This is a genomic window from Streptomyces sp. NPDC031379 (assembly GCF_055569615.1).
In genome coordinates, this window is the sequence record NZ_JBVIIT010000017.1 from 104,671 (window position 1) to 130,535 (window position 25,865).

Sequence of the window (25,865 nt, forward strand, 5' to 3'; positions counted from 1 at the left end):
GCCCGGGCACCCCGGGGACCGCACCAGGACGCGGAGGACCGGGTGTTGACGGGAGACGCCTGGTTGTAGCGTGGCCGGGTGACGGCGAACAACGTGTACCGGGAACTGGGCGAGGCCGCCTGGTCGTGGGTACTGAACCAGGTCCGCGAGGACGACGGCCCGTGGCTGCCGGAGACGGTGGCCGAGGACGGGCAGGGCACGGCGGCCGAGGACGACCGGGGCACGGGACCCGCGCAGGACCGCGACACGCTGTACGCGGGGATCGCCGGCCTCGCCCCGGTGCTGGCGGAGATCCGGCAGTACCGGGAGCTGAGCGAGGGCGAGCGGACGCTGGCGACCGGGATCGTGGCCCGGCTGTCGGCGAAGGCGCGGGAGAGAACCGAACCGTCCCTGTACGACGGCCTGGCCGGCGATGCCATGGCGCTGAAGCTGCTGGCCCCGGGCACGGAGTCGATCGCCCTGCGGCGGCTGGCCGACCTGGCCACCCCCGAAGGATGGAAGACCACACTCGACTTCCAGCCCGGTTCCGACGCGCCCCTCAACGACATCATCATGGGCACCGCAGGCGTGGTGCTCACCGCGGTCTGGGCGGGCGGCGAGTTCGCGGAGGCGATCGCGACGATTGGCGGTGAGGCCCTGCTGCGAGTCGCGGACCGGACGGCGTCGGGCCTGGACTGGGGGATGGCTCCGGGCGCGGAGCAGAAGTGCCCGAACTATTCGCACGGCACGGCCGGTGTGGCCTCGGCGCTGGCCGTGGCGGGCGCGGCATTCGGCCGTGCGGACTTCGTCGAGGCCGCGGTGCAGGGGGCGCGGCACGTCCTGGCGGTGGGCTCGTGGGAGGACGACGGCTTCATCGTCCCGCACACGATCCCGCCGTCGCGACGGGAGGTGGAACCGGTGACGTACACCTGGTGCCACGGTCCGGCGGGCACCTCGCACCTGTTCGCGGCGCTGCAGCACGCGGGCGTGCCCGAGGTGTCCGGCTTCGGGGCCGGCGAGCTGCGGGACCGCTGCCTGACCTCGATCCTGACCTCGGGCGTCCCCGAACGCCTGCGGCCCGGCTTCTGGGACAACGACGGCCGCTGCTGCGGAACCGCGGGCGTCGGGGACGTGCTGCTGGACGCCGCGCAGGACTGTGGGACGCCGGCCAGGGCTCGGACCCTCGTACGGGCGGCACGCAGGATGGGCGACGCGTTGGTGGAGCGCGCCGTCAGGGACGGGGCGGGTGCCCGCTGGCGCTTCCTGGAACACCGCGCGGACCCACCGCTGCTGCCCCCTGGCACGGCATGGATGCAGGGCGCGGCCGGCATCGCGGCGTACCTCCTGCGCCTCGCGCGCTTCCTCGAGGCCGGTCCGGACACCCCGGTGGTGGACCGCCCGGACCAGTGGTGGGCGGTGCCCGCACGCCTGCGCGTAACTCCGGTGCCCGCGCGGGGAGTCGAGACCGTCGGCTGACCTTCCGGGGACGGCGCCGGGTACGTGGGGGATCCCCGCCCGCCCGAAGGATCTCCGGACGTCACCGGGTGCCGTGGGCGCGCCGGTGTGCCGCGACCCGTTCGCGGGTCGCGCAGCGGCGGGAGCAGTAGCGCCGGTCGGGGCCGCGGCCCTGGGCGATGAAGACGTTCCGGCAGCCGGCCGACGCGCAGGTCCTGCCGGGCGGGAGCTGGCGGTCCCAGAGCAGGACGGTCAGGGCCATGCAGGACGAGGCGAGGAACCACTCGTCCCAGGGTGCGTCGTCGTCGTGGTCGAGATGGGGGTGCCAGGGGGTGCCGCCGCCGTGTGAGGTCAGCCGCAGCGGGACGGTGTGTTCCCGCAGGAGGCGGTTGAGCCCCGCGGCGGCGTCGTCGGTGTGCTCGGCGGCGAAGACCTCGCGCAGCAGGGCGGCGGCCGCGCGCATCCGGGTGACGTCGCGGGAGGTGAGGCCGACGGGGTCCGGTTCGCCGTACGCGCGCAGCACCGCGGCGACTTCGCCGGGGTCGGGGTGGTCCGCGGCGAGCGCGTTGACGAGGGCGGCGGTGCGTCGGGCCGTGCTCAGCACGGAGTACCGGGTGGACCGGTCGTCGTCGAAGGCGGGCACCTGCGGAATGTAACGCATATTGCGCAGTTTTGAGTTACCTCCGTAACGTCTCGCGGGTGAGAAGGCGTTGCTCCTTGGCCTCCTGTCTCGGGGGAGCGGTGGCTGCCCGGGCCGGGGACGAGATGTCGGGTCCGGCACTGATGCTGGCCGGCTTCGCCCTCGCCGGGTCGGCCGCGCAGGCGTCGTCGCTGCTCGCCGGGATCACGGTGGCCGCGGCGGCCGGGGGACCGGTGCTCGGGGCCCTGCTCGACCGGCGGGAGCGGCCCGGGCGCCTGCTGGCGGGAGCGCTCGTGCTGTACGGGACGGGGCTGGCCGTGATCCTCGCAGGCCTCGGCCGGCTTCCGTTCACGGTCACCGTGCTGATCGCGGTGCTGACCGGACTGCTCGGGCCGGCGCTCTCGGGCGGCTGGACGGGACAGTTGTCCCGGGTGGTGGCGGCCGACCGGCTGCCACGGGCGAACGCGCTCGATGCCATGACCTTCGCCGTGGCGAGCCTGGCCGGTCCGGCTCTGGCGGGCGGCGTGGCACAGGTGCTGGGGGCGCCGGCGGCCGTGGTGGCCGCCGCGCTGCTCATCGGCTGCGCCGCGCCCGCCGCGTGGATCCTGCCCGCCCGGCCCGCCACGGCCCGGGACAGGCGGGCACGTTCGCTGGCGAGCGACCTGACCGCCGGGGCGCGCGTCATCGTCGGCAACCCGCGCCTGGCCCGGGCGACCCTGACCTCCGTCGGGTGCTGTGCCGCTCAGGGGATGGTGACGGCCTGTGTCCCGGTTCTGGGCGAGCGCACCCTCGGCGGACCCGGCCGCGGGGCGTTGCTGCTCTCCTGCACGGCCTGCGCCGCCCTGGCCGCCAACGCCGTACTGGCACGCTGCCCGAGGGCGGTCGCCCCCGACACGATCATCCGGGCCGGCGCCCTGGTCCAGGCCGGCGCGTCGGCCCTCGCGGCGCTGGGCGGTCCGGCCGCGCTCGTCCTGGCCTTCCTCGTGGCCGGAATCGGTGAAGGGCCGCAGCTCGCCGCCCTGTTCGCAGTGCGGCATCGGGAGGCTCCGGACCACCTGCGCGGCCAGATCTTCACCACCGGCGCCAGCTTGAAGATCACCGGGTTCGCGTCCGGGGCGGCGCTCGCCGGACCGCTCGTGAACCGGTCCCCGACCGGCACTCTGGCGCTGGCGGCGGGCGTGGCCGCCCTTGCGGCCCTGGCCTGCTCCGCCCTTCCGCCGGGCACCGGGAGGACCCCCGGGAGCGGGGCGCGTCCGAGGTGAGGCCCTGGTCGAGCCTTTCTTGATCGACGGCATTTCTCATCTCATAGAATGTTCAAACATCACGGCGGGGGGAAGGGGCGGGAATGTCCGCACAGGACGCGGCATTCGGGGCGCTGCTGCGCGAACTGAGGCTGGCCAAGTCGCTGACCATCGAAGGGCTGGCCGAGGCATCCGGGGTGAGCGTACGAGGCATCGGCGACCTGGAACGCGGACGACGGGCGGCCCCGCAGCGCCGTACGGTGGCCGCGCTCGCGGACGGCCTCGGACTCGACGACACCGACCGGGAACGCCTGCTCGCGGCCGCTCGTACCGGACGCAGCCCGGGATACCACCCCGTCGGCGTGCGCTCCTTCCCGCGCGGCATCGACGACTTCGTAGGCCGCGAGGAGGAACTGCTGCGCCTGACCCGGCTCGCCGCAGCCCGGGAAGACGCCGCGGACGAGGCCGGCGCCACGGCGCGGCAGCCCGTCGTGGTCGCCGTCTCCGGCGCACCCGGCATGGGCAAGACGACGCTCGCGCTGCGAGCCGCCCGCCGGCTCGCCGACCGCTTTCCCGACGGGCAGCTCATGGTGGACCTGCGCGGCACGGACGACACCCCGCCCGGCCCGGCCGAGCTGATGGTCGGCGTACTCAAGGCGCTCGGCGTACCCGACCGGGACCTCGCGAAGGCCGGCGCGCCGGCCCACCCGGCCCTGTACCGGCAGGTGCTCGCCGACCGCCGGTGCCTGCTGGTCCTGGACAACGCCCGCGACGAGGCCCAGGTACGGCCGCTGCTGCCGGGCACCGGGCAGACGTGGGCGCTGGTCACCAGCCGGCGCATGCTGACAGGTCTGGAGAACGTGCACCGGCTGCCGCTCGGCCGGCTCGGCGCCTCCGAGTCCGCCGCCTTCCTGACCTCCCTCGTCGGCGAGGAACGCGCGGCGGCCGATCCGGAAGCCCTCACCGAGGTCGCCGGACTCTGCGGACACCTGCCGCTCGCCCTCCGGGTGGCCGGCAACTGGCTCGCCACCCGCACCGGTTGGAGCCTGCGCCGGCTCGCGGACCGGCTGGCCCTGGAGGAACGGCGGCTGGACGCGCTGACCGCCGGTGACCTGCGGGTGGCCGGCGCCTTCGACCTGTCGTACCGTCAGCTCACGCCCGCGGCCGCCCGCCTGTTCCGGCGCCTGTCCCTGGTCCCCGGACCGGACACGAGTGCCGCCTGCGCCGCCCGGCTCACCGGCCAGGACCTCTTCGACACCGAGGACACCCTGGAGGAACTGGTCGAGACCGGACTGCTCGGCGCCGCCGGGGACCGCTACCGGCTCCACGACCTGCTCGCCCTGTACGCCCGCACCCGGCTCACCGCCGAGGAGAGCACCGAGGACACCGAGCGGGCCCGCACGGCGATGTTCCGCTGGCTGCTCGACACCGCCGTCGTGGCCGGCCGGTGGTACGAACCCGCCCACGGCGCGCCGCCGCCCTCCTGGCCGGGCACGGTGGACCTCTCCAACGCCGAGAAGGCCCGCGACTGGCTCCAGGCGGAGGGCCTGAACTGGCTGGCGGCCCTGCGGGCCGCCGCGGCGGACGGCGAGCACGCCACCGTGGTCGAGGTGGCCGAGTCCCTGCACTGGTTCTCCGACCAGTGGATCTTCTGGGGCCACTGGCCGGAGGTCTTCGGCACCGCTGCCCGCTCCGCCGAGGCCCTCGGCGACCCGCTGCTGGAAGCGACCCAGCTGAACTACTACGCCTGGGCCGTGCTGCTGTGCGAGGGCAGGCCCCGCGACAGCCTCCAGTACTCCGCCCGGGCCCTCGCCGCCGCACGCCTCGCCGGTGATCCCGACCAGGAGGCATGGGCGCATCACTACGCCAGCTGGGCCCACCGCCTGCTGGGTGAGCCGGCCTCGTCCTCCGACCACAACGAGCGGGCCATTTCGCTGTTCCGCGCCTCGGGAGACCTGCACGGCGTGCTCCAGGCTCTCCTGCAGCGCGCCTACGACCTGCAGAAGGCCGGGCTGAGCGAAGAGGCGGTCGGCGCCTACCAGGAGACCCTGGACCAGTTGGAGGAGGCCGGTGACCGCATAGAACCGCACATCGCCGAATTCACCCGCGGCAGCGTGCTCGTCGGCCTCGGCCGCGCCTACGCGCGCCTCGGCCGCTGGCAGGAAGCGGTCGATCACCTCCGGACCGCCGTCGACATGTGCCGCGTCCGCGGCAACACCGCCCTGGAGAGCCGTTACCTCGTCGTGCTCGGTGACACCCTCCTCACGGCCGGACGCCCGGCGGAGGCACGTGCGACGTTCGCGCGGTGCGTCGCGCTCGGCCCCGACGCCGACCCGGAATGCGTCGCCCGCTCCCGCGCCCACCTCGCCCGTCTGGACGCGGACTGACCGTTGCCCGTCCCCACCCCGCCGTGGCCGGTGCCGATGCCGGCCGGCACGGCTCCGCCCTCGGCGGTGTTCCCACGATAAGTCCTCCGGTCGGGCGGCACTTGCCGCTCAGCGCACCCTGATGTTCCGTCGGCGCACTCCCTCGAGGCAGCCGGTGCGGAAGTTTTCTGCCTGGAGAGTGCCTGGTGACCGCCCGGCCCGCCTGGTTGGCTCGTCCTGACGGAGAGGAGACCCACGTGGACCTGGTGCTGTCGACGGACACCGTGCCCGACCGCGAGAAACTCGACTACTGGCGGGACGCCATCGGCAGAGCCCTGGTCCCGATGGCCGTCGTCCCGCGCGGCGGTGGCCCGTTCGGCGGCCGGATCGCCGGCGGCCGGCTGGGACATCTGCGCGTCTGCACCGTCGAGGCCGACGCCCAGCGGATCAGCCGTACGGCCGCGCACATCGGCACCTCCTCCGAGGCGTTCGTGGGGGTCCACATCCAGGTGTCGGGCACGGCGACGCTCCTGCAGGACGGACGGCACGCCGCCGTCGACGCGGGCGACCTGGTGGTCTACGACACCGCGCGCCCCTACACCCTGGACTTCCCCGAGCCGTTCGTCAGCCACGTCGTGCACCTGCCCCGGCGCACGCTGGGCGTACCCGACGAGCACATCCGCGGGATCACGGCGACACCCGTCTCCGCCACCGAGGGGCTCGGCGCGGTCGTCACCCCGTTCCTCGCGGCGCTGGTCGGCTCGGCGCACTCCTATCCGCCGGCCGTCGCCGGACGGCTCGCGGTGAGTGTGGTGGACCTGTTCGGCACGCTGGTGGCGGAGCGGAGCCGGTTCGGGGGCGCAGACAGCGCACGCGAACAGCTGGTGCTGCGCATCCGGGACCACATCGACCGTCACCTCGAGGACCTGGACCTGAGCCCGGAGACCGTCGCCGCGGCGCACCACATCTCCGTGCGGTACCTGCACCGGCTGTTCGAGGATGAGGGGATCACCGTCGCCCGGCTCATCCAGCGCCGCCGGCTCCAGGAGTGCGCACGCGAACTGGCCCGCGGCGGCAGCAGCGCACCCGCGGTGTCGGCGGTCGGCCAGCGCTGGGGTTTCGTCAACCCCGCCCACTTCAGCCGGGTGTTCCGCGGGGCGTACGGCCACTCGCCCCGCGAATGGCGCAGGTTGCGCACGGCGGGAGCGCTGCGGGACGAGGAGTTGTACGGCATGCCGCCGGTCGCCGTCCGCCCGGCGCGGGACACCGGCGAGGGCCGCACCCGCGTGGCCTGACCCGCCCGCCGCGGTACGCGCGCGGCCCTGACACGGGCAAGGGCCCGCTGCCGTGGCGGCAGGGGGGAGTTCCCGCCGCTCCCGAGTCCTGTGCTCCGGTCGATCACGAACTGCGATCCGGGCTCGACGACGATGTCCCCCTCGGCGGAGCCGGTGACGCTCACACGCGTCAGAGTGGCTCTGCCGCGGGCGCTGTGGTTGTCGTGCCCGACGTCGACGCCCTCCGCGCCGCCGTCGCCACCCCGGACGGTTCCCGAGCCGAAGACGGCGATGTCGCAGATCGTGGGGCCCGGGGGCGTCGGCGGCCGCGGCCGAAGCCGAAGCGGGCCGCAGTCCCGTGAACGCCAGGGCGGCCAGGAGCAGGCTCGAGATCGCTCGCAGGCCGAAACGCCTACGTCTCAAGGTGTCCTCGTCTCATGGCGCCTCGACTGGGCGACCCCTTGTCCCTGACCGTCCTGCCCGACCGCTCGGTCCTGCACACCTCGCGGGACGGCACCATCCGGTACACCGACGCCGCGGGCAACACGAAGGTGGCCGGCAGGCTCGACGTCTACACCCACGGCGAGGAGGGACTGCAGGGCATCGCGGCCGACCCCGCCTTCGCGCCGGCTCGTCGGCGCGTACTTCAAGAGCCACCCCGCGATCCAGCAGGCCACGGTGAAGACCGAGGACCGTACCCACCCGGCGACCGCCCACCTGCCCGCGACCTGGACGCGTACCGACGAGTGGTACGACTACCGCACCGACCCGCGCCCCGACGTGCACGTCCTGCAGACCCTCGACGAAAGCACCTACAGCGGCGGTGAGATGGGCGCGGACCATCCCATCACCTGGTGTCACGACCAGGGCCGGGGGCGCTCCTTCTACACCGGACTCGGCCACACGGCGGAGTCGTACGGCGACGCCGCCTTCCGGAACCTGTTGCTCGGTGCGGTGCGCTACGCGGCGGGCCAGGCGCCGGCCGACTGCTCCCCGCCGTCCGGTCCCCGCGCGGTCGAGGCGGAGTCCTTCACCTCCGGCTCCGGTGTGCAGGCCGCCGCGCACACCCCGGCCGGCGGTGGCCAGACCCTCGGATACATCGACGACGGTGACTGGGCCGGCTATGCCTCCGTCTCCACCGAGGCCGCCCGCACCTTCACCGCGAAGGTGTCCTCACCAGGCGCCGGCGGCACCATCGGGGTGCGCTCCGGCTCGGCCGGCGGCACGTTGCTCGGTTCGGTGAAGGTGCCGGTGACCGGAGGGTGGGAAACCTTCACCACCGTGTCGGCCACCCTGACCGCCTCCGCCTCCGGCCCCCTGTTCCTGAGATTCACGGGCGGCAGCGGAGCGCTCTTCGACATCGACACCTTCACCCTCGGCACCGGGTCCGCCACCCGGGCGCTCGACCAGAACGTGCACTTCTTCTACTACCCCTGGTACGGCAGCCCGGCCGTGAGCGGGGACTGGCGCCACTGGCAATAGGGAGGCCACGCCCCGCCCGACGACATCGGCGCCGACCTCTACCCGGCGCTCGGCCCGTACGACTCCGCCGACTACGCGCGCGTAGTGGCCCAGCACATGAAGTGGATCGCGCGCTCGGGCGCCGGTGTCCTCGTCTACAGCTGGTGGGGCCAGGGAAGCCAGGAGGACCGGGTCGCCCGGGGCGTCCTGGACGCCGCCCAGCAGGAGGGCGTCGAGGTGGCCTGGCATCTGGAGCCGTACGCGGGCCGCACCGCCGCCTCGACCGTCGCCGACATCCGGTACATCAACGCCACGTACGGCGGTCACCCGGCCTTCCACCGCTCGGCCGAGCACGGCGACAAGGCAGTGTTCTACGTCTTCAGCAGTCTGGACATCACCGACTGGGCGGCACTCGACCAGGTCACCGGCACCAGCATCGTGCTCGCCCAGACCACCGACACCACCAGGATCGCGCACTTCTCCGGGATGTACACCTACGACGGCATCGCCGGTGCCACCGCCCCTGGCTGGAAGCAGGCAGGTGACTACGCACGGGCCCACGGCCTCGTCTGGTCCCCGTCGGTCGCACCCGGCTACATCGACGACCGGGCGGTGCCCGGCAACACGACACCCACCGTCGAGCGGGCCGACGGCGCGGCGTACGACCGGCAGTGGTCCAACGCCCTCGACCCCGCGACCGGCGGCACGCCGACCTGGGTGTCGGTCACGTCCTTCAACGAATGGCACGAGGGCAGCTCGATCGAACCGGCGGACGCCACCCCGCCCGCCGGTCACGGCTACCAGACCTACGACGGCGCCTACGGACTGACCGGTGCGGCGGCCGAGACCGCCTACCTGGACCGCACCGCCCACTGGGCGGAGCTGTTCCGGGCCGCCCGCAACTGACGCACCCGGCACCATCGGCCTACCCGGCGGCGGGCTCGGTCCGGTCCTCGCTCGCGGCCGTCGGTTCCGGGGCGCCGGTGACGGTGTAGAAGACGGAGGTGCCCTGCTTGGTGCGCTGCGCACCGTTTCTGGCCACGAGGTTCTCCAGAGTGGTGCGTACGACCCTGGTCTGGATCTCCCGGTCGGGGCGGGCCTTGCCCAGCGCCTCGGCGACTTCCGCGGCGGAGCGGGGCTCGCTCTGTTCCGCCAGGTGGCCGCGGACGAGTTCGACGAGCGTGGGCTGAGCCGGTGCCTTCGAGGCCGCCTTGGGAGCCGCCTTCCCGGCCGCGGGCTTGGCCACGGTCTTCGTGGCGGACCGCTTCCCGGTCCCGGCCTGTTCCCCGGTCGCCGCCTTGGCCGTGCGGCGCTTGCCGGGCGCGGCGGGGGACTTCTTCCGCGGGGAGGGCACGACCGGGCTCGCGGGCTCGGCGGTCGCCGGGCCGACGGAGGCCGGGACACCGAGCGCCTGCTGCATGCTCACCAGGGTGGTGTGATCGCGCTGCAGGGTGGCCAACTGCTCCTGCAGGGCCGTGATCTCGGCCGTGATGCGTTCCTGCTCCTTGACGTTCTGTTCGAGGTCGCCGGCCACCTGGTTGACGTAGTGAGACGTCAACTCCGTGACGGGTGCGGTGTTCTCAGGCATCTGTCCTCCATTCGTCACCGTGCGCCCCCGGCGGCCGGTCGCGGCATGCGGGGAGCGGGAGTGGGGTACCGCGGGGTGCCCGATAACTGGATCATACGGGCCGGTAGACCTGTTTCCAGTTGGTTCAGCTCATATAACCCTCGTCTTGGCCCAGTTCACGGAAGTGTCACCCGGAGCGCCGGTGGGAACCGGGCCGGACCCTTCGGCGTCCCTCCGGTCGACCGCAAGATCGTGAACGCCGACGGGGGAAGGACGCCCGCACACATGACTGGAACAGCCCCTCGCTACCTGTACCTGGTGCGACACGGGGAGGCCTCTCCGGACGAGAGCACACTGACGGACACCGGTCGCCGGCAGGCGCAACTCCTGGGCGAACGGCTTCGCCACAGCCCTCTCTCGGCCGTCCACCACGGCCCGTTGCCGCGAGCGGCGCAGACCGCACGGCTGATCGGCGACCAGCTGGACAACGTTCCCGTGCGGTCCTCGGAGCCGGCCGGTGACTACCTCCCCTACCTGCCGTCACGCGAAGAACTGCCGGCGGAGTTCGCCGACGCCATGCTCGAGCGGCTCGCCCGGTTCCCGGACGAGGAGCGCGACAACGGGCCGGGACTGGCTCGCAGCGCCCTCGCCCGGTTCACCGGCCCGGTCAGCGGCGACGAACCCCTGCACGAGCTGGTCGTCACACACAACTTCCTCGTCGCCTGGCTGGTCCGGGACGCCCTGGACGCACCTGCCTGGCGCTGGATGGGACTCAACCACGGCAACGCCTCACTGACCGTCATCCGTTACGCACCCGACCGCCCCGCCTCCCTCCTCTTCCACAACGACATGAGCCACCTGCCCCCGGAACTGCGCTGGACCGGCTTCCCGCCCGAACTGCGCCTCTGAAGTCCCGGCGAGCCGGACGACGGTGCGTGCCCGTGGCGGCCGTCAGGGCTCGGACGGACGCGGGGCGTGCGCACGGACCGCGGCCGCCAGCGCGGCATCGTGGGTCCGGCCGCGGGCCTCGAGGCCCGTGACGACCCCCTCGATGTTCCGTGGCGGCTGGTTCTGGCTGAGCTTCGACTTCGCCTCGATGCGGTGGATGACCACTTCGACGCCCACGACGGCACGCAGCCGCCCCTGGACGTACTTCGCGGGGGCCTGGTCGACGGACCAGGGCTCGGCGCGGGTGGATTCGTGCCGGTCGGTCAGGCGGCGCATCTGCGCTTCGATCCAGGCCGGGTCGTCGTGCACCACCAGCTGTCCGTAGACGTGCGCGATCACGTAGTTCCACGTCGGCACCACCCGGTGGTGCTCGGCCTTCGTCGCGTACCACGACGGGCTGATGTACGCCTCGGGCCCCCGGACGATCACCATGGCCTCGCCCCGCACCGGCTCGCGCCACTGGTGGTTGCCGCGGGCCATGTGTCCGATCAGGGCGCCGTGCTCACCCCTGTCCGGGGCGTACTCGAAGGGAAGCAGGGTGGCCAGCAGGCCCTGGGGGGTCATGGTGACGAGGTCGGCGGCACCTTGGTGGGCCAATAGGTCACGGACGGCGGCGTCGTCGGGCGCGAAGTGTCCGGGCACGTACATGGGCAGTCGGCCTTTCCGGCAATCGTGAGGAATCGGGTGTTCGCGGGCGTCGCGTCAGGGAGGTCCGGGGACTGTCGGTCCGTGCCGTGGCCCTACAGGGGGTTCTCGCGCAGCCAGGCCAGGACCTGCTGGGCGTGTGCGTCCGGCGGGAAGACCGGATAGAAGGCGTGCTCGATCACGCTGTCGCGGACGACGAGGGTCAGCCGCTTGAACAGCCTGGCCCCGCCGGCCTCGAACGTGGGCAGGCCGAGGGCGTCGGCCAGGCCGAGTGCGGGGTCGGAGAGCATACCGAAGGGCAGCCCGAGCCGTTCCACGACCTCGTTCTGATAGTCGCTGTGCTGGCTGGACAACCCGTAGACGCGCCCGGCGCCGGCTTCGAGGAGGTCCTGGAAGTGGTCGCGGAAGCCGCACGTCTCGGGTGTGCAGCCGCGGGCTCCGGGAATGGAGTTCCAGCCCTCGGGCAGATCGGTGCCGGGACGGCCGGTCAGGGGGTAGACGTAGACCACCGTGCGACGGGGACCCCAGGTGTCCAGGCCGATCGCTCTGCCCGCCGTGTCGGTCAGGGTGATCGACGGCACCCGGCTGCCCGGCAGATGGTCGGCGGCGCCGTCGTCCTCGGGCACGGGCAGGTTCGCCGGCAGGCTCAGGTGGTCCTCGTCCCCTGCTGCCGGCTCCTCGGGCGGCGCGACGATGCTGCCCCGATGGGCGGCGGCCCTGAGGTGCGCGACCAGCGTCGCACGGCGGGCGGTCAGAGCCTCGATGCGTTCCGTGAGGTCGTCGATGGCCTCCCGATAGCTCGCCAGCGAGGCGGGACAGTCGTCGGCATGCAGGCTTCCGGCCGTCAGGCACTCCAGGAACGGCCGGGTGCGCTCGACGGGGATCCCCAGCCGGTGCAGCGCCCTGATCTCCCGCACGAGGCGTATGTCGTCCTCGGTGTAGTCCCGGTAGCCGTTGGCGAGGCGCTCGGGGGTGATCAACCCCAGCCCCTCGTAGTACCGCACCGCCTTGGCCGTCACTCCGGCCCGACGTGCCAGCTCACTGATCCTCATGCCGTTCACCTCGCTCGTACGCTAAACCCTGCCCTCCGGGGCAAGGTCAAGCGCCGATCCGGGGGCCGGGGCGCACCCCGGTGACCAGGTGAGGGAAAATAGTTGCCCTGAGAAACCAGATTTTGTGCGAAAGGTCCTTCATGCCGCACCTCGCCATCGACTACTCCTCCCGGCTGGCCGGAGTCATCGACCCGAGAGCCCTGGTGCGGGAGCTGCACCCGTTGGTGGTCGAGGAGTCCGGTACGACGGGCGTGTGCAAGACGCTGCTGCGCCCGGCGGAGACGTATGTCGGTGAGGGCACGAGCGGCGACACCGTGTTCGTACACGTGGAGGTGGGCCTCATGCCGGGCCGGTCCGAGGCGCGTAAGACGCGCCTCGCCGAGGGCATCCTGGCCCTGCTCGCCAGGCATCTGCCGCTGGACGACGAGGACCGCGCGGTCTGCTCCGTGGAGGTGCGGGACCTGGCCGTCTCCTACCGTCTGTCCCCGTCCGCACCGACACCCGGCAAGAACCGCCTGTTCGAACGACCTTGACGCCCGGTCACTACCATGTAAGGCCAAGACAACGATGCGACCGGCCCGTTCCGCGCGAGCCGGTCGGGGTCGCCGATGCCAGGGACCGCTCCCCGGGTTGCGGTGATCTTCCTGCCACAGGAGGACCTTCCGCATGTTCCGACGAATTGGCAACGCCGTCGTCCGACATCCTGTCTGGACGATCGTGGCATGGCTGATCGCCGCGGTGGCGATCGTGGCCACCGCCCCGAGTCTGCCCTCGAACAGCGACGAGAGCAGTTTCCTGCCCAAGAGTTACGAGTCCATCAAAGCGGCGGATCTCCAGGAGAAGGCGTTCCCCAGCGCCTTCACCCCGTCCGCGATCGCGCTCTACCAGCGCACCGACGGCGGCAAACTGACCGACGCCGACCGGCAGGACGTCGCCCGTATCACCTCCGAGCTGGGCAAGAAGCACATCGACCAGGTGCAGAAGGTCGTCCCCGGCCAGCCGTCGAAGGACGGCAGGTACGCCCTGACCCTGGTGCAGATGGACAGCAGGAACGCCGGCCAGCCCAAGCAGGTCGACGCGGCCGAGGTGCTGCGCGACGACGTCAAGGACCTGGCCAAGGGCACCCATCTGGAGGTCAAGCTCGGCGGTTCCGCCGCGCAGGCCCTCGACCAGGAGGATTCGTCCAAGCGAGGTGAGATGCTGATCGGTGTCGGCACCTTCGTGATCATCCTGGTGACGCTGCTGATCATCTTCCGGGCGCCGATCCTGGCGGTACTGCCCCTGATCCTGATCGGCCTGGTGTCCGCCGTCGCCAACGGGCTGATCGCCTACGCCACCAAGCTGTTCGACCTGCAGGCCAACAGCTCGATCTCGTCGATCCTGATCGTCGTGCTGTTCGGCGTGGGTACGGACTACTTCCTGTTCCTGATGTTCCGTTACCGCGAACGGCTGCGCGCCGGTGACGAGCCGAAGCAGGCCATGGTGAACGCGGTGGACCGGGTCGGCGAGGCCATCGCCTCGGCGGCGGGCGCGGTCGTCATCGCCTTCCTCGCGCTGGTGCTCTCCACGCTCGGCTTCCTCAAGCAGATGGGCCCGGCGCTGGCCATCGCCGTGGCCGCCACCCTGGTCGCGGGCCTGACCCTGATCCCGGCCGTGGTCTCCCTCATCGGACCGAAGGTGTTCTGGCCCTCCAAGTCCTGGCACAAGGAGCCGGACAACGCCCGGTTCGCCGCCCTCGGCCGTGGCGTGCAGCGCCGTCCGGCACTGACCGCCGCACTCTCCGGCCTCGTCCTGCTCGTGCTGTCGCTCGGCACCCTGGGCTTCAACGCCACGTTCGATCTGGCCTCGGGCTCCATGCCCAAGACCAAGGAGTCCATGGTCGTCCAGGACGAGATGCAGAAGGCGTACTCGGCGGGCGCCGCGGCACCCACCGACGTCTACCTCTCCAGCACCGACGGCAAGCCGCTGGACAAGGCCGGCTTCGACGCGTACGTGAAGAAGCTCGGGGCCGTGGACGGCGTCGCGAACGCCCGCATGTCCCAGGTGAACAAGGCGGGCACCACCGCCGACTTCACCGTCACCCTCAAGTACGAGGCGTCGACGGACAAGGCGATCGACACGGTGGAGCGGGTGCGCGACGTCGCCCACTCCGACGCCCCCGACGGCACCGAGGCGCTCGTCGGCGGCATGTCCGCGATCTACAAGGACATCGACACCGCGGTCAACCACGACTACCGGACCGTCTTCCCCGTCGCGGCCGTCCTGATCATGGTCATCCTCGGACTGCTGCTGCGCAGCGTGGTCGCCCCCTGGTACCTGATCGCCTCGGTGGGCCTCGGCTTCGGTGCCACCCTCGGCGCCACCGTGTGGATCTTCCAGGAGGGGCAGGGCCACTCGGGCCTGATGTTCATGCTCCCGGTGATCATGTATCTCTTCGTGGTCGCCATCGGCACCGACTACAACATCCTCATGATCGCCCGGCTCCGTGAAGAGGCCCGCGAGGGCCGCGATCCGCGCGAGGCGGCCGGCATGGCGCTGCGGCACGCCGGGCCGACGGTCGCGGCGGCCGGCTTCATCCTGGCGGCGACCTTCGCCACGATGATGCTCGCCGGCAACGCGCTGCTCACCGAGATGGGATTCGCCGTCTCCTTCGGCATCGCGGTCGCCGCCTTCGTCATGGCGATGTTCTTCACCCCGAGCCTCACCGCGCTCATCGGCCACGCGGCGTGGTGGCCGGGGCACGCGGACCGGGCGGAGGCGACGACGGCCGGCGCGGGCACCGCGACCGGCGCGGGACCGGCCCGGGGCACCGGCGAGCAGGACACGGTCACCCGCGATCCGGCAGGACGGCGCAGCTAGCTGCCGCGTGACGGGACGGGTTCTGCCGGGCCGCGCGGCCCGGCCGAAGCCGCGCAGCGGCAGGACGGCCGTCGTCACCGGGGCCACACGGTGCCCCGCGCGCCGCCGGTCAGGGCCGCCCCCGGGGGAGCGTGAGCCCGGCGGCGGCCGAGGCGTACTGATGTCCACGGGAGGAGTCCCGGCACCGGGCGGCCTCAGGAGGGCAGCAGGCGCAGGGTGTACAGGGCCGCGCCCAGGTCGGCGAGGGCGACGGGATCGGAGAGCGAACGTCCCGTCAGCTCCTCGACGCGACGCAGCCGATAGCGCACGGTGTTCGGGTGGACGAAGAGCCGTTCCGCGGTCTCGGCGGCCCCACCGCCCGAGGTGAACCAGTGCGCGAGCGTCCGCAGCAGCCGGGCGCGCTCTGCCGCGGGCAGGGCGAGGAGGGGACTGAGGGACACCTCGACCAGACGGCTCGCCTCCGCCGGAGCCGCCGCGACCAGCATGGCCAGCGGGCTGTCGTCGAAGCGGGTGACCCCCGGCCCGTCGCCGGGCAGACCCGTCAGGGCCAGCCGGGCGAAACGCAGTGCCTGCGGTGTCTCCCGCAGCGTGTCGAACGTGGGGCTGACGCCGACCCGCGCCCGTCGGCGGCGCAGCGCCCGCAGGCTCACCGACTCCGCGTCGCGGTGCGCGAGCGCGACCAGGCCGATCTGCTGGTCGGGCAGCAGCCGCCAGACCGACGGCACTCCGGACCGGCGCAGCGCCGCCTCGATGCCGGGCAGCGGCTCCTGACCGGGATCCGGCACGGACGCGGCCACGACCGCGTACGGACCGCGTTCCGGCAGACCGAGCTGCCTGGCCGCCTCCCACGGCGTCGTACGGTCGGCGAGGGCGCCGGTGAACAGCGCCTCGGCCAGTGCCGAGCGGCGCGCCTCGCGCTGCAGCGCCAGCTCCGCGCTGGCTTCCCGGTAGGCGGCCGCCACGGCCTCCGCGTAGCGGCCGAACAGGGCCCAGATCTCCGACGACCCGGCCACCAGATCGGCATCCGTGACGTCCGGGTGCCTGCGTGCCTCGTCGACCAGCTCCGACCACAGGAACTCGAAACCGACCCGGTAGGCGTGCAGGGTGTCCGACAGGGGCACGCCCTGCTCGGCGCGCAGGCGCCCCGTCTGCAGCGCGGCCCCCACGTCCGGTCCGGCGCCGAACGCGAAACGGGCGAGGATCAGGTCGGCGTTGCCCTCGCAGGACTCCCTGAGCGAGGAGAAGGGGATGAGCGCGTCATCGGCGTACGACTCGACCTCCCCACGGATGCGCTCGGCCATCCGCTCACCCAGCTCCGGAAGCCGCGTACGCAAGGCGGCACCCACACTCGACAGACCCATACCCGCAGCGTACGGCGGCACGATTGTTTCCGGGAACAACGTCGCGATGCCCGGACTGTCCGCGCGGCCATGGACGGCCGCGATCGTCCACGCCACCATGCCCTGAGCGTTGACGACGGGACCTCGTGAACGCCGAAGAGCTCGCATGCAAGGAGGCATGGATGGCCAACCTGGCGGAATTCCTGGTGGACACGGCGCGACGACTGCCCGAGCGCCCGGCCCTGCGGCTGGGCACGGTGACCACCACCTACGCCGAGCTGGACCGGCTCAGCGCGCAGGCCGCGGCCCTGCTGCACACCGAGGGTGTACGCGCCGGCGACCGGGTCGCGCTGATGCTGCCGAACATGCCCGAGTTCGTCGTCCTGTACTACGCCGTCCTGCGCGCCGGCGCGATCGTCGTGCCGATGAACCCGCTGCTGAAGGAGCGGGAGACCGAGTACCATCTGCGGGACTCGGGCGCCGTGCTGCTCTTCGAGTGGCACCAGGCACCCGGCGAGGGCGCCGCGGGCGCCGCCGCCGCGGGGGTACGGCACCTCGCGGTCGAACCCGCCGCCTTCGCCGCCGAACTCGGGCGCCTGGAGCCGCGCTACGACGTCGCCGTGACCGCCGGGGACGACATCGCCGTGCTGCTCTACACCTCGGGCACCACCGGCCGTCCCAAGGGTGCCGCGCTCACCCACGCCGGGATCCGTCACAACACCGAGGTCAACGTCACCGAGGTGCAGCGGATGACGTCCGAGGACGTGATCGTCGGGTGCCTCCCGCTGTTCCACATCTTCGGGCAGACCTGCACGATGAACGTCGCCGTGCGCAGCGGCGCGTCGCTCACCCTCGTGCCGCGCTTCGAGCCGCAGACCGTCCTCGACGCCATCGCCCGCGACCGGGCCACCGTCTTCGAGGGCGTGCCCACGATGTACGCCGCGCTGCTCCAGCATCCGCAGGCCGCGGCGGCGGACGTGTCCAGCCTGCGCATGTGCATCTCGGGCGGCGCCTCCCTGCCGGTGGAGGTCCTGCACGGCTTCGAACGGCGCTTCGACTGCATGGTGCTGGAAGGGTTCGGCATGTCCGAGACCAGCCCGGTCGTCTCCTTCAACCACCCCGACCGCCCCCGCAAGGCCGGGTCCATCGGCACCCCCGTCCGCGACGTGGAGGTGCGGTTGCTCGACGACACCGGCCGGGACGTCGCACCGGGAGAGGTCGGTGAACTCGCCGTCCGCGGACCGAACGTGATGAAGGGCTACTGGAACCGTCCGGAGGACACCGCCGCCGCCATTCCCGACGGCTGGCTGCGCACCGGCGACCTGGCCCGCCGGGACGAGGACGGCTACCTCTACATCGTCGACCGGAAGAAGGACCTCATCATCCGCGGTGGCTACAACGTCTACCCGCGGGAGATCGAGGAGGTCCTGCACGAGCACCCCGCGGTCGCTCTGGCCGCGGTGCTCGGCCTGCCGGACGAGCGGCTCGGCGAGGAGGTGGCGGCCGCGGTCGTCCTGCGTCCGGGCGCCCACGCGGACGCCGAGGAACTCCAGCGGTTCGTCCGGGACCGGGTCGCCGCCTACAAGTACCCGCGCCGGATATGGGTGACGGACGCCCTGCCCCTGGGTCCGAGCGGCAAGATCCTCAAGCGGGAGATCGCCGCCCCGCTGACCTGACGGACGGTCGGACACCGGCGTGGATGAACAAGTTGTTCACAATATTCGGTTGACGCCAAGTCGTGCCCTCCTTCATGGTCGACCCATGTCATCCACGCCTGGGCCCACCGATCCCTTCACGCCCCCGCAGCCCGAGGAGGCGCGCGCCCAACGGGTGTACGCCTCCCTGTTCCGCATCGCCGAGCGCCACGCGGCCACGGACGACCAGCGCCGCCGGCAGGTCCACCCCTCGGTCCTCGGGCCCCACGAGGCCGTCCGGCTCGTGGCGTTCCTGCTCAGCGGGGCCGCACAACTCGAGGACGGGGAGGAGGAGGTCGACCACCCCGACATCACGGCCGCGCTGAGCCTCGTGCCGCTCGTCCGCGGGGAGATGGACGAACTGGAGGCCTCGCTCCTGCAGATGGCACGCGGTCGCGGCATGACCTGGCACGAGATCGCCTTCGGCCTCGGCCTCGGCACCCCACAGGCCGCCAGGCAGCGCTATGAACGCCTGGCCGGCCGCGTGGCCGACAGGGAGGACACGGAGTAGGCCCTCGACGGTTCGCGTCAGCGGATGTCGTGGTCCGGGTGGCTCCGGTCGTACGCCTGCCGTGCCTCGGCGATGACGGCCCGGTGGGCGAGCGACCAGTCGGCGAGCGTCTTGACCAGGTGCGTCAGGCCGGCCCCGGTCTCGGTCAGACGGTAGTCGACCTGGGCGGGGACGGCCGGGTACACGGTGCGCAGCACGAGGCCGTCGCGTTCCAGTCTGCGCACCGTGAGGGTCAGCATGCGCTGGGAGATGCCGTCGACGGCGCGCTGCAGTTCGCGGAACCGACGGGGCCCGCCCGCGAGTTCGACGATCACGAGCACCGACCACTTGTCCCCGATGCGGTCCAGGACATCGCGAATACCGCAGTCGGGGTGCTCCGCGCGCCCGCAGGGTTCGAGGTCGGCAGGGGTGGTGGTTACCCCGGTGTGCGTGAGTGACATCAAACTGCCTTCTTGTGACCGGCTCTTGGGCGTTCGAGGATCAAGCGTAGTTACCGATGCGAACCACGACGGAAGACCTCGACTGACATGATTCTGGTGACCGGAGCGAACGGGAACCTCGGCTCGGCCACTCTCGCGGCGTTGCGCGCCCGCGGCGCCGCCGTGGCGGGCGGCAGCCGGACCCCCCGCGAGGGGATGCGCCGGCTCGACTTCGACGACCACGCGAGCCTCGACCTCGCGGGGGTGACGACGCTGGTGCTGGTCTCGGCCGGCTACGCCGAGGACGACCAGGTCGTCGAGCGCCATGCGGCCGTCCTGGACGCCGCCGTCCGGGACGGCGTCCAGCACATCGTCTACACGAGCCTGACCGGGGCCGGCGACCATCTCGCCTTCGGGCTCGCACACCGCGCGACCGAACGGCTCGTGCGCGCCGGCGGACTGCCGTGGACGATCCTGCGCAACGGCCTGTACGCCGAACTCTTCGGCGCTCTCCTCCTGTGGAGCGGTGACGGCGTGGAGTCCGCGTACGGCGACGGCGCCCTGGCCGCGGTCGCCCGGGCCGACCTCGTCGATGCGGCGGCGACCGTCGCGGCGCGCCCGGCGTCGCACAGCGGGCGCACCTACGAACTCGTGGGTACACCGGTCACGGCGGAGCAGGTGGCCGACCGGCTCGGGGTGCGGCACCGCACCATCGGACTGGGCGAGTACCGGCGCAGACTCCTCGACGAGACACCGGGACTGCTGCCGTTCCAGCCGCCCATGCTGGCCTCGATCGCCACCGCGGTCCGGCACGGCTTCCTGGACGGCACCGCCCCCGACCTCGCGGACCTCCTCGGCCGCCCGCTCCGCGACCCGCTGGCCACGGCCGTCGCGGCCGCCTCCGCCGCGAGGCCGAAGGCCGGCGCCTGAGCCGTGGTCGTGCGGGGACCTCGCCTCTCCGTCCGCGCTTTTGCGGTCCCCGCAAAAACGCTGGTCGGCGGTGGTCGCGCTGCCCGAGCCTGACCGGGCAGGACTTCCGGATGCGAGAGGCGGACCGTGACCGCGACAACCCTTCACCCAGCCCCACCCCTGCTGAGCGCACGCCGTCGTTGGACCGTGCTGGCCGTCTGCTGCCTCAGCATGTTCCTGGTCGGGCTGGACACCACCATCGTCAACGTGGGCCTGCCCGCCATCGGGCACGGCCTGGGCGTCGGAACACGCAGTCTCGAATGGACCGTGGACGCCTACACCATCGTGCTGGCCGCTCTGCTGATCTCCTCCGGGGCGCTGGCCGACCGGTTCGGACGCCGACGGGTCTTCCGGTCCGGGCTGGCCGTGTTCGGGGCGGCCTCGCTGGTCTGCGCATGGGCTCCGTCGGTGGGCGCGCTCGTCGCGGCCCGCGCGGTCCAGGGCATCGGCGCGTCGATGCTCAGTCCCGTGGCACTCGCGATCGTGGTCAACGTGATGCCCGATCCCAGGGAGCGGGCGCAGGCGATCGGCATCTGGGCGTCTGTCTTCGGGCTCAGCATGGCCGTCGGTCCGGTCACCGGCGGCGCCCTCGTCGCGGCGCTCGGCTGGCGGGCGCTGTTCTGGATCAACGCCCCCGTCATCGTGGTCGCCCTCGTGCTCAGCGCCGTGTTCGTGCCCGAGTCCCGGGCGCCGCGGGCTCGCCGGCTCGACGTTCCGGGGCAGGCCCTGCTGACCGTGGTCATCGGGCTGTGGGTCGGCGTGCTCATCGAAGGCCCCCGCATCGGCTGGACCGCACCCGCGGCACTGGCCGCCTACGGGCTCGCCTCCCTGGCGACGGCCGGATTCGTCCGGGTGGAGTCCCGGCGGCACGAGCCGCTGATGGACCTGCGCCTCTTCCGCAGTCCCGTGTTCAGCGGGGCGGTCGTCGGCGCCGTGGCGGTCTTCCTCGCGCTGAACGCCACGATGCTGCTCAACACCCTCTATCTGCAGCACTCTCGGGGCTTCACACCCCTGGCCGCCGGGACGGCGACCCTGCCCATGGCGGTCGGTGCGACCGTCTGCGCACCCTGGTCGGGCCGCCTGGTCGGCCGCGTCGGACCACGACCGCCACTGATCCTGGCCGGCGCCTTCATCGCGGCCGGCGCCCTGTGCCTGAGCGGACTCGACCCGCACACCAGCGTGTTCGTGCTCCTCCTCGCCTACCTCCTCATCGGTGTCGGCTTCGGTTTCGCCAACGCCCCGATCACCAACACCGCGGTCGGCGGGCTGCCCCCGGCCCAGGCCGGCGTGGCCGGAGCGATCACCTCCACGGCACGGCAGTTCGGCGCGGCCCTCGGCATCGCCCTCGCCGGCAGCCTGGTCGCGGGCACGAGCCCCGCGGGTCTGGCCCGCGCCTCCCAACCGGGCTGGCTCCTGGTCGCCGCCTGCGGCCTCCTGCTGGTGCCCATCGCCCTGGCGTCACCCAGGAAGAGCCACCAGAGGGCGTGAGCCATTCATGGAAAGGTGACCGACGCGGCGGGCCATGGATGAGAGGTTTGTACGGCAGAATCACCTTGCTTTCCTCGGGCGACCCCACTGTGATGCCCCGGCGCTCCAGCCGCTCGTCCGGCGCCCGGAAAGCTTTTGCCCATTCGGATGCACGTACGCACCGGTTGGGGGCACTCGAAGAGCAGGAGCATTGCTATCGGCAGGAGGCACGTCATGATCGCCCTCGGCATCATCCTGCTCATCATCGGTTTCCTCACAGGCATATCGATCCTGTGGACCATCGGCATCATCCTGGTGGTGATCGGGGCCGTCCTGTGGATCCTGGGTTCCATGGGGCACGCGGTCGCCGGCCGACGGCACTATTGGTGACCGGACGAGTCGCTCGGCTGTGCGCCGGCCCACGACCTGGACGCAGAAGGGGCCGGCCGTCCAGTTCGACGTTCTGTTCCGGCGGCGGCTGCTCCTCGGCAGCCGCCGCCGCTTCCGGCCGACGCGTCGGGCGGAAGCGAGGCGACTCGTGTCCTCAGGCGCGGACCAGCGGTGTGTCGACGAGGTGCTCGGCCAAGAACCACGCCTGGAGTTCCCCGGTCCTGACGACCTGCGAGACGAGCAGGTCGTTCGTACCGTCGTCGCCCAGCTCCGCGGTGCGGGCCGCCGCGTCGTGCGCGTCGACGAGGATGCTCTCGTGAGCCTCCAGCAACCGTGACAGCATGGCGGGCACCTGCTCCACGCCGTCCGGAGGCCGCGGGATCGACGTGATCTCGGCGACGTGCCGCGGGTCTCCCACCGCCACACCGCCCAGGGACTGGACCCGCTCGGCGATGGTGTCGACGAGTTCGAGCTGTTCCCCGGCGTGCTTGTCGAGTACCAGGTGCAGCTGGTAGAAGGTCGCGCCGCGCATCAGCCAGTGGTGCTTCTTGTAGAGGCCGTAGAGGATCTGCGTGTCCGCCAGGACCTTGTTCAGACGCTGGCAGGAGTACATCCGGGCCTCGTAGGACAGGCCGACCGGAAACTGCTTGACCGTCCCGAACTCCTGGATCACCTCGCCCTTCTGGTGCAGCCACGGCTGGCTGCCACTCGTGGGCTGGGGACTGCTGGTCATGATCCGCCTCCTGCGGTGCCGTGCTGTGCGTACCCGGCAGACGCTAGGTGCCTTCGGGCGCACGACTTGTCCGACGGCGCACGCCCTGGTGCCCCTCGGCGCACCGTTCACCACGCCGTCGGCCGACGGCACGTCAGTCACCGATGAAAACGGCCGACTTGGGCACGTGGACAGGAACGATCTTCGTCGTCGTTCACCGGAGGGGAATCCCGGCATGACCGTACCCGTACGCCGTTTCCGGCACCCGCGCCGCGAGCGCGGTTTCGACCTGCGCACGACCGCACTGTTCTTCGTCCTGCTGGCGATCATCGTGTGCGTCGTGGTGTTTCTGGCCCGAATGGCGGTGAGCGTCGTGGAGCACCGGCCGTTCTGGGCGGGTCTGCTCGCCGCGGCGGGCCTGACGGTCGCGGCGGCGTCCCGGTCGCGAGGGCGGCGGCGCCTGTCCGCCGCGAGATGCGCACGGGGGGCCGCCGAGGCTCTGGAGGCGGCGGCCGAGACCGCGTCCGACACCCTCTGCCGTGCGGCCCCGCCCACGGCGGTGCCGTCCGCGGCACGGCCCGACGCGCGGTACGAGCCGACGGGGGAGGAGGAGGTCACCGCGGTCCTCGACGGGCTCGACCCCGACGGCTTCGAACGGGCCATAGCCGACCTGTGCGCGCGTGACGGCTGCCGGGGCATCGAAGTGGTGGGCGGCGCAGGCGACTTGGGGGCGGACGTCATGGCGGTCACCCCGGACGGGCGACGCGTGATCATCCAGTGCAAGCGCTACGGCGACACCAACAAGGTCGGCTCGCAGGACATGCAGCGATTCGGCGGCACCTGCTTCACCGTCCACGAGGCCGATGTCGCGGTGGTGGTCACGACGAGCGACTTCACCGCCCCCGCCCTCGAGTACGCACAGCAGTGCGGGATCGTGTGCGTCGACGGCCAGGATCTGCGTTCCTGGTGGGACGGCACCGGTCCCCGGCCCTGGGAGACGGTCGCGGACGCCTGACGCGCGGTCCGGCCGAGCGGCGCGCGCAACGCACGTGCCGCTCGGCCCGTCCCTCGGGCCCCCGTCGCTCAGTGGCGGGCCGCCTCGGGAGCGCGCCGCACCCCCGCCACGGCCAGCAGCGCGCCGCCGACGCACAGCACACCGGCGGTCAGGACGGAGGTGTGGACGCCGTTCATGAACGCCTGGTGACCGCCCTGGACCACGGCGGCCCGCATCTGGGCGGGCATGTCCCCGGAGACCGGGGCGACGCCCATCGCCACCGCGTCCTTCGCCCGGCCCAGATCCGCCGCGGCGCGCGCGGGCACACCCGCGGAGGTGAGTTCACCGGCGAAGGTGGAGCCGACGCGGCTGCTGATGAGCGAGACGAGCACGGAGGTGCCGAGCGCCCCGCCGATCTGCAGGGCGGTGGCCTGCAGACCACCGGCCACCCCGCCGTCCTCGACCGGCGCGTTGCCGACGATGGCGTCGGAGGAGGACGACATCACCATGCCCACACCCAGACCGAGCGCGACGAACGGCGGCCACATCGCGGTGTACGACGAGTCCGCGCTCCAGCTGAGCATGACGAAGCAGGCCACCGCCTGGAGCGCCATGCCGAGGGGCATGGTGAACCGGGGTCCGAACCGTTCCGTGAGCGCCGCGCCCAGCGGGGAGGCCACGACCGAGGCGAGACTCAGCGGCAGGGTGCGCACACCGGCCTCCACGGGGGTGAACCCGCGCACGTTCTGCAGGTAGAGCATGACGAAGAAGATCACACCGAGCAGCACGAAGAAGTTCAGCGCGGTGATGACCGTGCCGATGGTCAGCGCGGGGTTGCGGAACAGGCGCATCGGCAGCAGCGGCGCCGCGATCCGGGTCTCGTACAGACCGAAGGCCAGCAGGACCGCCGCACCGGCCGCGATGGCACCCAGGGTGCCGCCCGAAGTCCAGCCCCAGGTCTCGCCCTTGACCACGCCGAACACGACGGCGAGCAGTCCCAGCGCCAGCAGTACGACCCCGAGGATGTCGAACTTCTCGCCGGCCGCCGCGGTGTTCCTGCTCTGCGGGAGGACCAGCATGCTGAAGACGAGCGCGATCACGCCGATGGGCGCGTTGACGTAGAAGACGGACTCCCAGTCGACGTGCTGCACCAGCAGGCCGCCGACGATGGGGCCGAGGGCGGTGGAGACGGACGAGACCATCGCCCAGATGCCGACCGCCATGCCGAACTTCCTCGGCGGGAAGACGGCACGCAGCATGCCGAGGGTGTTGGGCATCAGCAGGGCACCGAAGAAGCCCTGCAGTGCGCGGAAGACGATGACGCCCGTGATGGATCCGGACAGGCCGATGGCGACGGACGCGGCGGTGAACCCGGTGACGCCGATCAGGTAGAAGGTACGGCGCCCGAACCGGTCGCCCAGCTTGCCGCCGAGGATGAGTGCCGCGGCGAGAGCCAGCAGATAGGCGTTGGTGACCCACTGCAGGCCGGCGGTGGAGGCGTGCAGATCGCGGCCGATCTCCGGGTTGGCGATGGACACCACGGAGCCGTCGAGGCCCACCATGAAGAGGCCGAAGGCGACGGCGATCAGGGTCAGCCACGGGTTGGCCCGCCGGCCGCCGGGGCGTGGTGCGGGCGGGGCAGGGGTGGGCAGGGTGGAAGGGGTGACGGAGGGCATGCCAGTCCTTCGTAGGTCATGACGGAAGCGTGGGCGGGGCGTGAGCCGTCCACGGCGATGCGGGAGCCCGGCGACCGGGCAGGCCCGTCGCGGGGGAGAGGAGAGGAAACCGGCTCGCGAGCCTTGGGGGGGGGGGGGGGGGGGGGGGGGGGGGAGGGGGGGGGGGGGGGGGGGGGGGGGGGGGGGGGGGGGGGGGTGAGAAGGGA

General features: G+C 72.3%; 21 protein-coding genes and 2 pseudogenes. 15 read left to right on the forward strand and 8 right to left on the reverse strand.

The genetic code is table 11. The annotated features are described in order from the left end of the window. Positions 1-78: 78 nt before the first annotated feature. Positions 79-1,455, forward strand: a complete 1,377-nt coding sequence (locus ACZ5CW_RS24245) for a lanthionine synthetase LanC family protein (RefSeq protein WP_468604642.1) — start codon at positions 79-81, stop codon at positions 1,453-1,455. A gap of 61 nt (positions 1,456-1,516) precedes the next feature. On the opposite strand, the gene ACZ5CW_RS24250 is transcribed toward ACZ5CW_RS24245, so the two are convergent. Next, positions 1,517-2,095 carry a CGNR zinc finger domain-containing protein gene (locus ACZ5CW_RS24250; protein ID WP_468604644.1) on the reverse strand — a complete coding sequence of 193 codons (579 nt, stop codon included), beginning with the start codon at positions 2,093-2,095 and terminating at the stop codon, positions 1,517-1,519. A gap of 80 nt (positions 2,096-2,175) precedes the next feature. On the opposite strand from ACZ5CW_RS24250, the gene ACZ5CW_RS24255 reads away from it, so the two are divergent. From ACZ5CW_RS24255 to ACZ5CW_RS24275, 5 genes and pseudogenes are all read left to right on the forward strand, one after another. Beyond that, a complete protein-coding gene (locus ACZ5CW_RS24255) occupies positions 2,176-3,336 on the forward strand; it encodes an MFS transporter (protein WP_468604646.1) in 1,161 nt (386 codons plus the stop codon). 83 nt (positions 3,337-3,419) lie between these two features. Then, the gene (locus ACZ5CW_RS24260) at positions 3,420-5,702 is read left to right on the forward strand and encodes an ATP-binding protein (RefSeq protein WP_468604648.1); all 2,283 of its coding nucleotides are present in this window, start codon (positions 3,420-3,422) and stop codon (positions 5,700-5,702) included. A gap of 236 nt (positions 5,703-5,938) precedes the next feature. Then, positions 5,939-6,976 (forward strand): AraC-like ligand-binding domain-containing protein, encoded by a 1,038-nt coding sequence (locus ACZ5CW_RS24265; protein WP_468604650.1) that lies wholly within the window; start codon positions 5,939-5,941, stop codon positions 6,974-6,976. A 428-nt stretch (positions 6,977-7,404) separates the two neighbouring features. Next, a pseudogene (locus ACZ5CW_RS24270) lies at positions 7,405-7,635 on the forward strand (PQQ-dependent sugar dehydrogenase); the annotation flags it as partial. Beyond that, positions 7,586-9,322, forward strand: a pseudogene (locus tag ACZ5CW_RS24275) (ThuA domain-containing protein); the annotation flags it as partial. The pseudogenes ACZ5CW_RS24270 and ACZ5CW_RS24275, both read left to right, overlap by 50 nt. Positions 9,323-9,341: 19 nt before the next feature. Here ACZ5CW_RS24275 and ACZ5CW_RS24280 read toward each other — a convergent pair. After that, on the reverse strand, positions 9,342-10,004 hold the full coding sequence (locus tag ACZ5CW_RS24280) for a hypothetical protein (protein WP_468604652.1): 663 nt from the start codon (positions 10,002-10,004) through the stop codon (positions 9,342-9,344). 264 nt (positions 10,005-10,268) lie between these two features. On the opposite strand from ACZ5CW_RS24280, the gene ACZ5CW_RS24285 reads away from it, so the two are divergent. Next, complete coding sequence (locus ACZ5CW_RS24285) at positions 10,269-10,892, forward strand: histidine phosphatase family protein (RefSeq protein ID WP_468604654.1); 624 nt, start codon at positions 10,269-10,271, stop codon at positions 10,890-10,892. Positions 10,893-10,934: 42 nt separating this feature from the next. Here the strand turns inward: ACZ5CW_RS24285 and ACZ5CW_RS24290 are convergent, their stop codons facing one another. Together ACZ5CW_RS24290 and ACZ5CW_RS24295 are read right to left on the reverse strand one after the other, a co-directional pair. Further along, the gene (locus ACZ5CW_RS24290) at positions 10,935-11,579 is read right to left on the reverse strand and encodes an FMN-binding negative transcriptional regulator (RefSeq protein ID WP_468604656.1); all 645 of its coding nucleotides are present in this window, start codon (positions 11,577-11,579) and stop codon (positions 10,935-10,937) included. A gap of 92 nt (positions 11,580-11,671) precedes the next feature. Next, a complete protein-coding gene (locus ACZ5CW_RS24295; protein ID WP_468604658.1) occupies positions 11,672-12,628 on the reverse strand; it encodes a MerR family transcriptional regulator in 957 nt (318 codons plus the stop codon). 140 nt (positions 12,629-12,768) lie between these two features. Here ACZ5CW_RS24295 and ACZ5CW_RS24300 point away from each other — a divergent pair, with 140 nt between their 5' ends. Continuing rightward, positions 12,769-13,161 carry a 5-carboxymethyl-2-hydroxymuconate Delta-isomerase gene (locus ACZ5CW_RS24300; protein ID WP_468604660.1) on the forward strand — a complete coding sequence of 131 codons (393 nt, stop codon included), beginning with the start codon at positions 12,769-12,771 and terminating at the stop codon, positions 13,159-13,161. Between the two features lie 133 nt (positions 13,162-13,294). Then, positions 13,295-15,487: an MMPL family transporter gene (locus ACZ5CW_RS24305; protein ID WP_468604662.1), complete on the forward strand. Its 2,193-nt coding sequence runs from the start codon at positions 13,295-13,297 to the stop codon at positions 15,485-15,487. A gap of 194 nt (positions 15,488-15,681) precedes the next feature. Here ACZ5CW_RS24305 and ACZ5CW_RS24310 read toward each other — a convergent pair whose 3' ends face one another. After that, positions 15,682-16,848 (reverse strand): PucR family transcriptional regulator, encoded by a 1,167-nt coding sequence (locus tag ACZ5CW_RS24310; RefSeq protein ID WP_468604664.1) that lies wholly within the window; start codon positions 16,846-16,848, stop codon positions 15,682-15,684. Positions 16,849-17,009: 161 nt separating this feature from the next. On the opposite strand from ACZ5CW_RS24310, the gene ACZ5CW_RS24315 reads away from it, so the two are divergent. Both ACZ5CW_RS24315 and ACZ5CW_RS24320 read left to right on the forward strand, forming a co-directional pair. Further along, on the forward strand, positions 17,010-18,503 hold the full coding sequence (locus ACZ5CW_RS24315; RefSeq protein WP_468604666.1) for a long-chain-fatty-acid--CoA ligase: 1,494 nt from the start codon (positions 17,010-17,012) through the stop codon (positions 18,501-18,503). Between the two features lie 85 nt (positions 18,504-18,588). Beyond that, the gene (locus ACZ5CW_RS24320; RefSeq protein WP_468604668.1) at positions 18,589-19,032 is read left to right on the forward strand and encodes a DNA-binding protein; all 444 of its coding nucleotides are present in this window, start codon (positions 18,589-18,591) and stop codon (positions 19,030-19,032) included. A 17-nt stretch (positions 19,033-19,049) separates the two neighbouring features. Here the strand turns inward: ACZ5CW_RS24320 and ACZ5CW_RS24325 are convergent, their stop codons facing one another. Next, positions 19,050-19,472 carry a winged helix-turn-helix transcriptional regulator gene (locus ACZ5CW_RS24325; protein WP_468604670.1) on the reverse strand — a complete coding sequence of 141 codons (423 nt, stop codon included), beginning with the start codon at positions 19,470-19,472 and terminating at the stop codon, positions 19,050-19,052. 87 nt (positions 19,473-19,559) lie between these two features. Between ACZ5CW_RS24325 and ACZ5CW_RS24330 the strand changes: the two genes are divergently transcribed. From ACZ5CW_RS24330 to ACZ5CW_RS24340, 3 genes are all read left to right on the forward strand, one after another. Then, positions 19,560-20,381 (forward strand): NAD(P)H-binding protein, encoded by an 822-nt coding sequence (locus ACZ5CW_RS24330; RefSeq protein ID WP_468604672.1) that lies wholly within the window; start codon positions 19,560-19,562, stop codon positions 20,379-20,381. Between the two features lie 186 nt (positions 20,382-20,567). Further along, entirely contained in the window at positions 20,568-21,908 is a 1,341-nt protein-coding gene (locus tag ACZ5CW_RS24335) for an MFS transporter (protein ID WP_468604674.1), read from the forward strand. 213 nt (positions 21,909-22,121) lie between these two features. Beyond that, positions 22,122-22,277, forward strand: coding sequence for a DUF6131 family protein (locus ACZ5CW_RS24340; RefSeq protein ID WP_468604676.1), 156 nt, complete (start codon positions 22,122-22,124; stop codon positions 22,275-22,277). A gap of 154 nt (positions 22,278-22,431) precedes the next feature. On the opposite strand, the gene ACZ5CW_RS24345 is transcribed toward ACZ5CW_RS24340, so the two are convergent. Then, complete coding sequence (locus ACZ5CW_RS24345; protein ID WP_468604678.1) at positions 22,432-23,010, reverse strand: Dps family protein; 579 nt, start codon at positions 23,008-23,010, stop codon at positions 22,432-22,434. 214 nt (positions 23,011-23,224) lie between these two features. On the opposite strand from ACZ5CW_RS24345, the gene ACZ5CW_RS24350 reads away from it, so the two are divergent. Further along, on the forward strand, positions 23,225-24,004 hold the full coding sequence (locus ACZ5CW_RS24350) for a restriction endonuclease (protein WP_468604680.1): 780 nt from the start codon (positions 23,225-23,227) through the stop codon (positions 24,002-24,004). A 68-nt stretch (positions 24,005-24,072) separates the two neighbouring features. Here ACZ5CW_RS24350 and ACZ5CW_RS24355 read toward each other — a convergent pair whose 3' ends face one another. After that, a complete protein-coding gene (locus tag ACZ5CW_RS24355; RefSeq protein ID WP_468604682.1) occupies positions 24,073-25,659 on the reverse strand; it encodes an MFS transporter in 1,587 nt (528 codons plus the stop codon). Between the last annotated feature and the right edge of the window lie 206 nt (positions 25,660-25,865).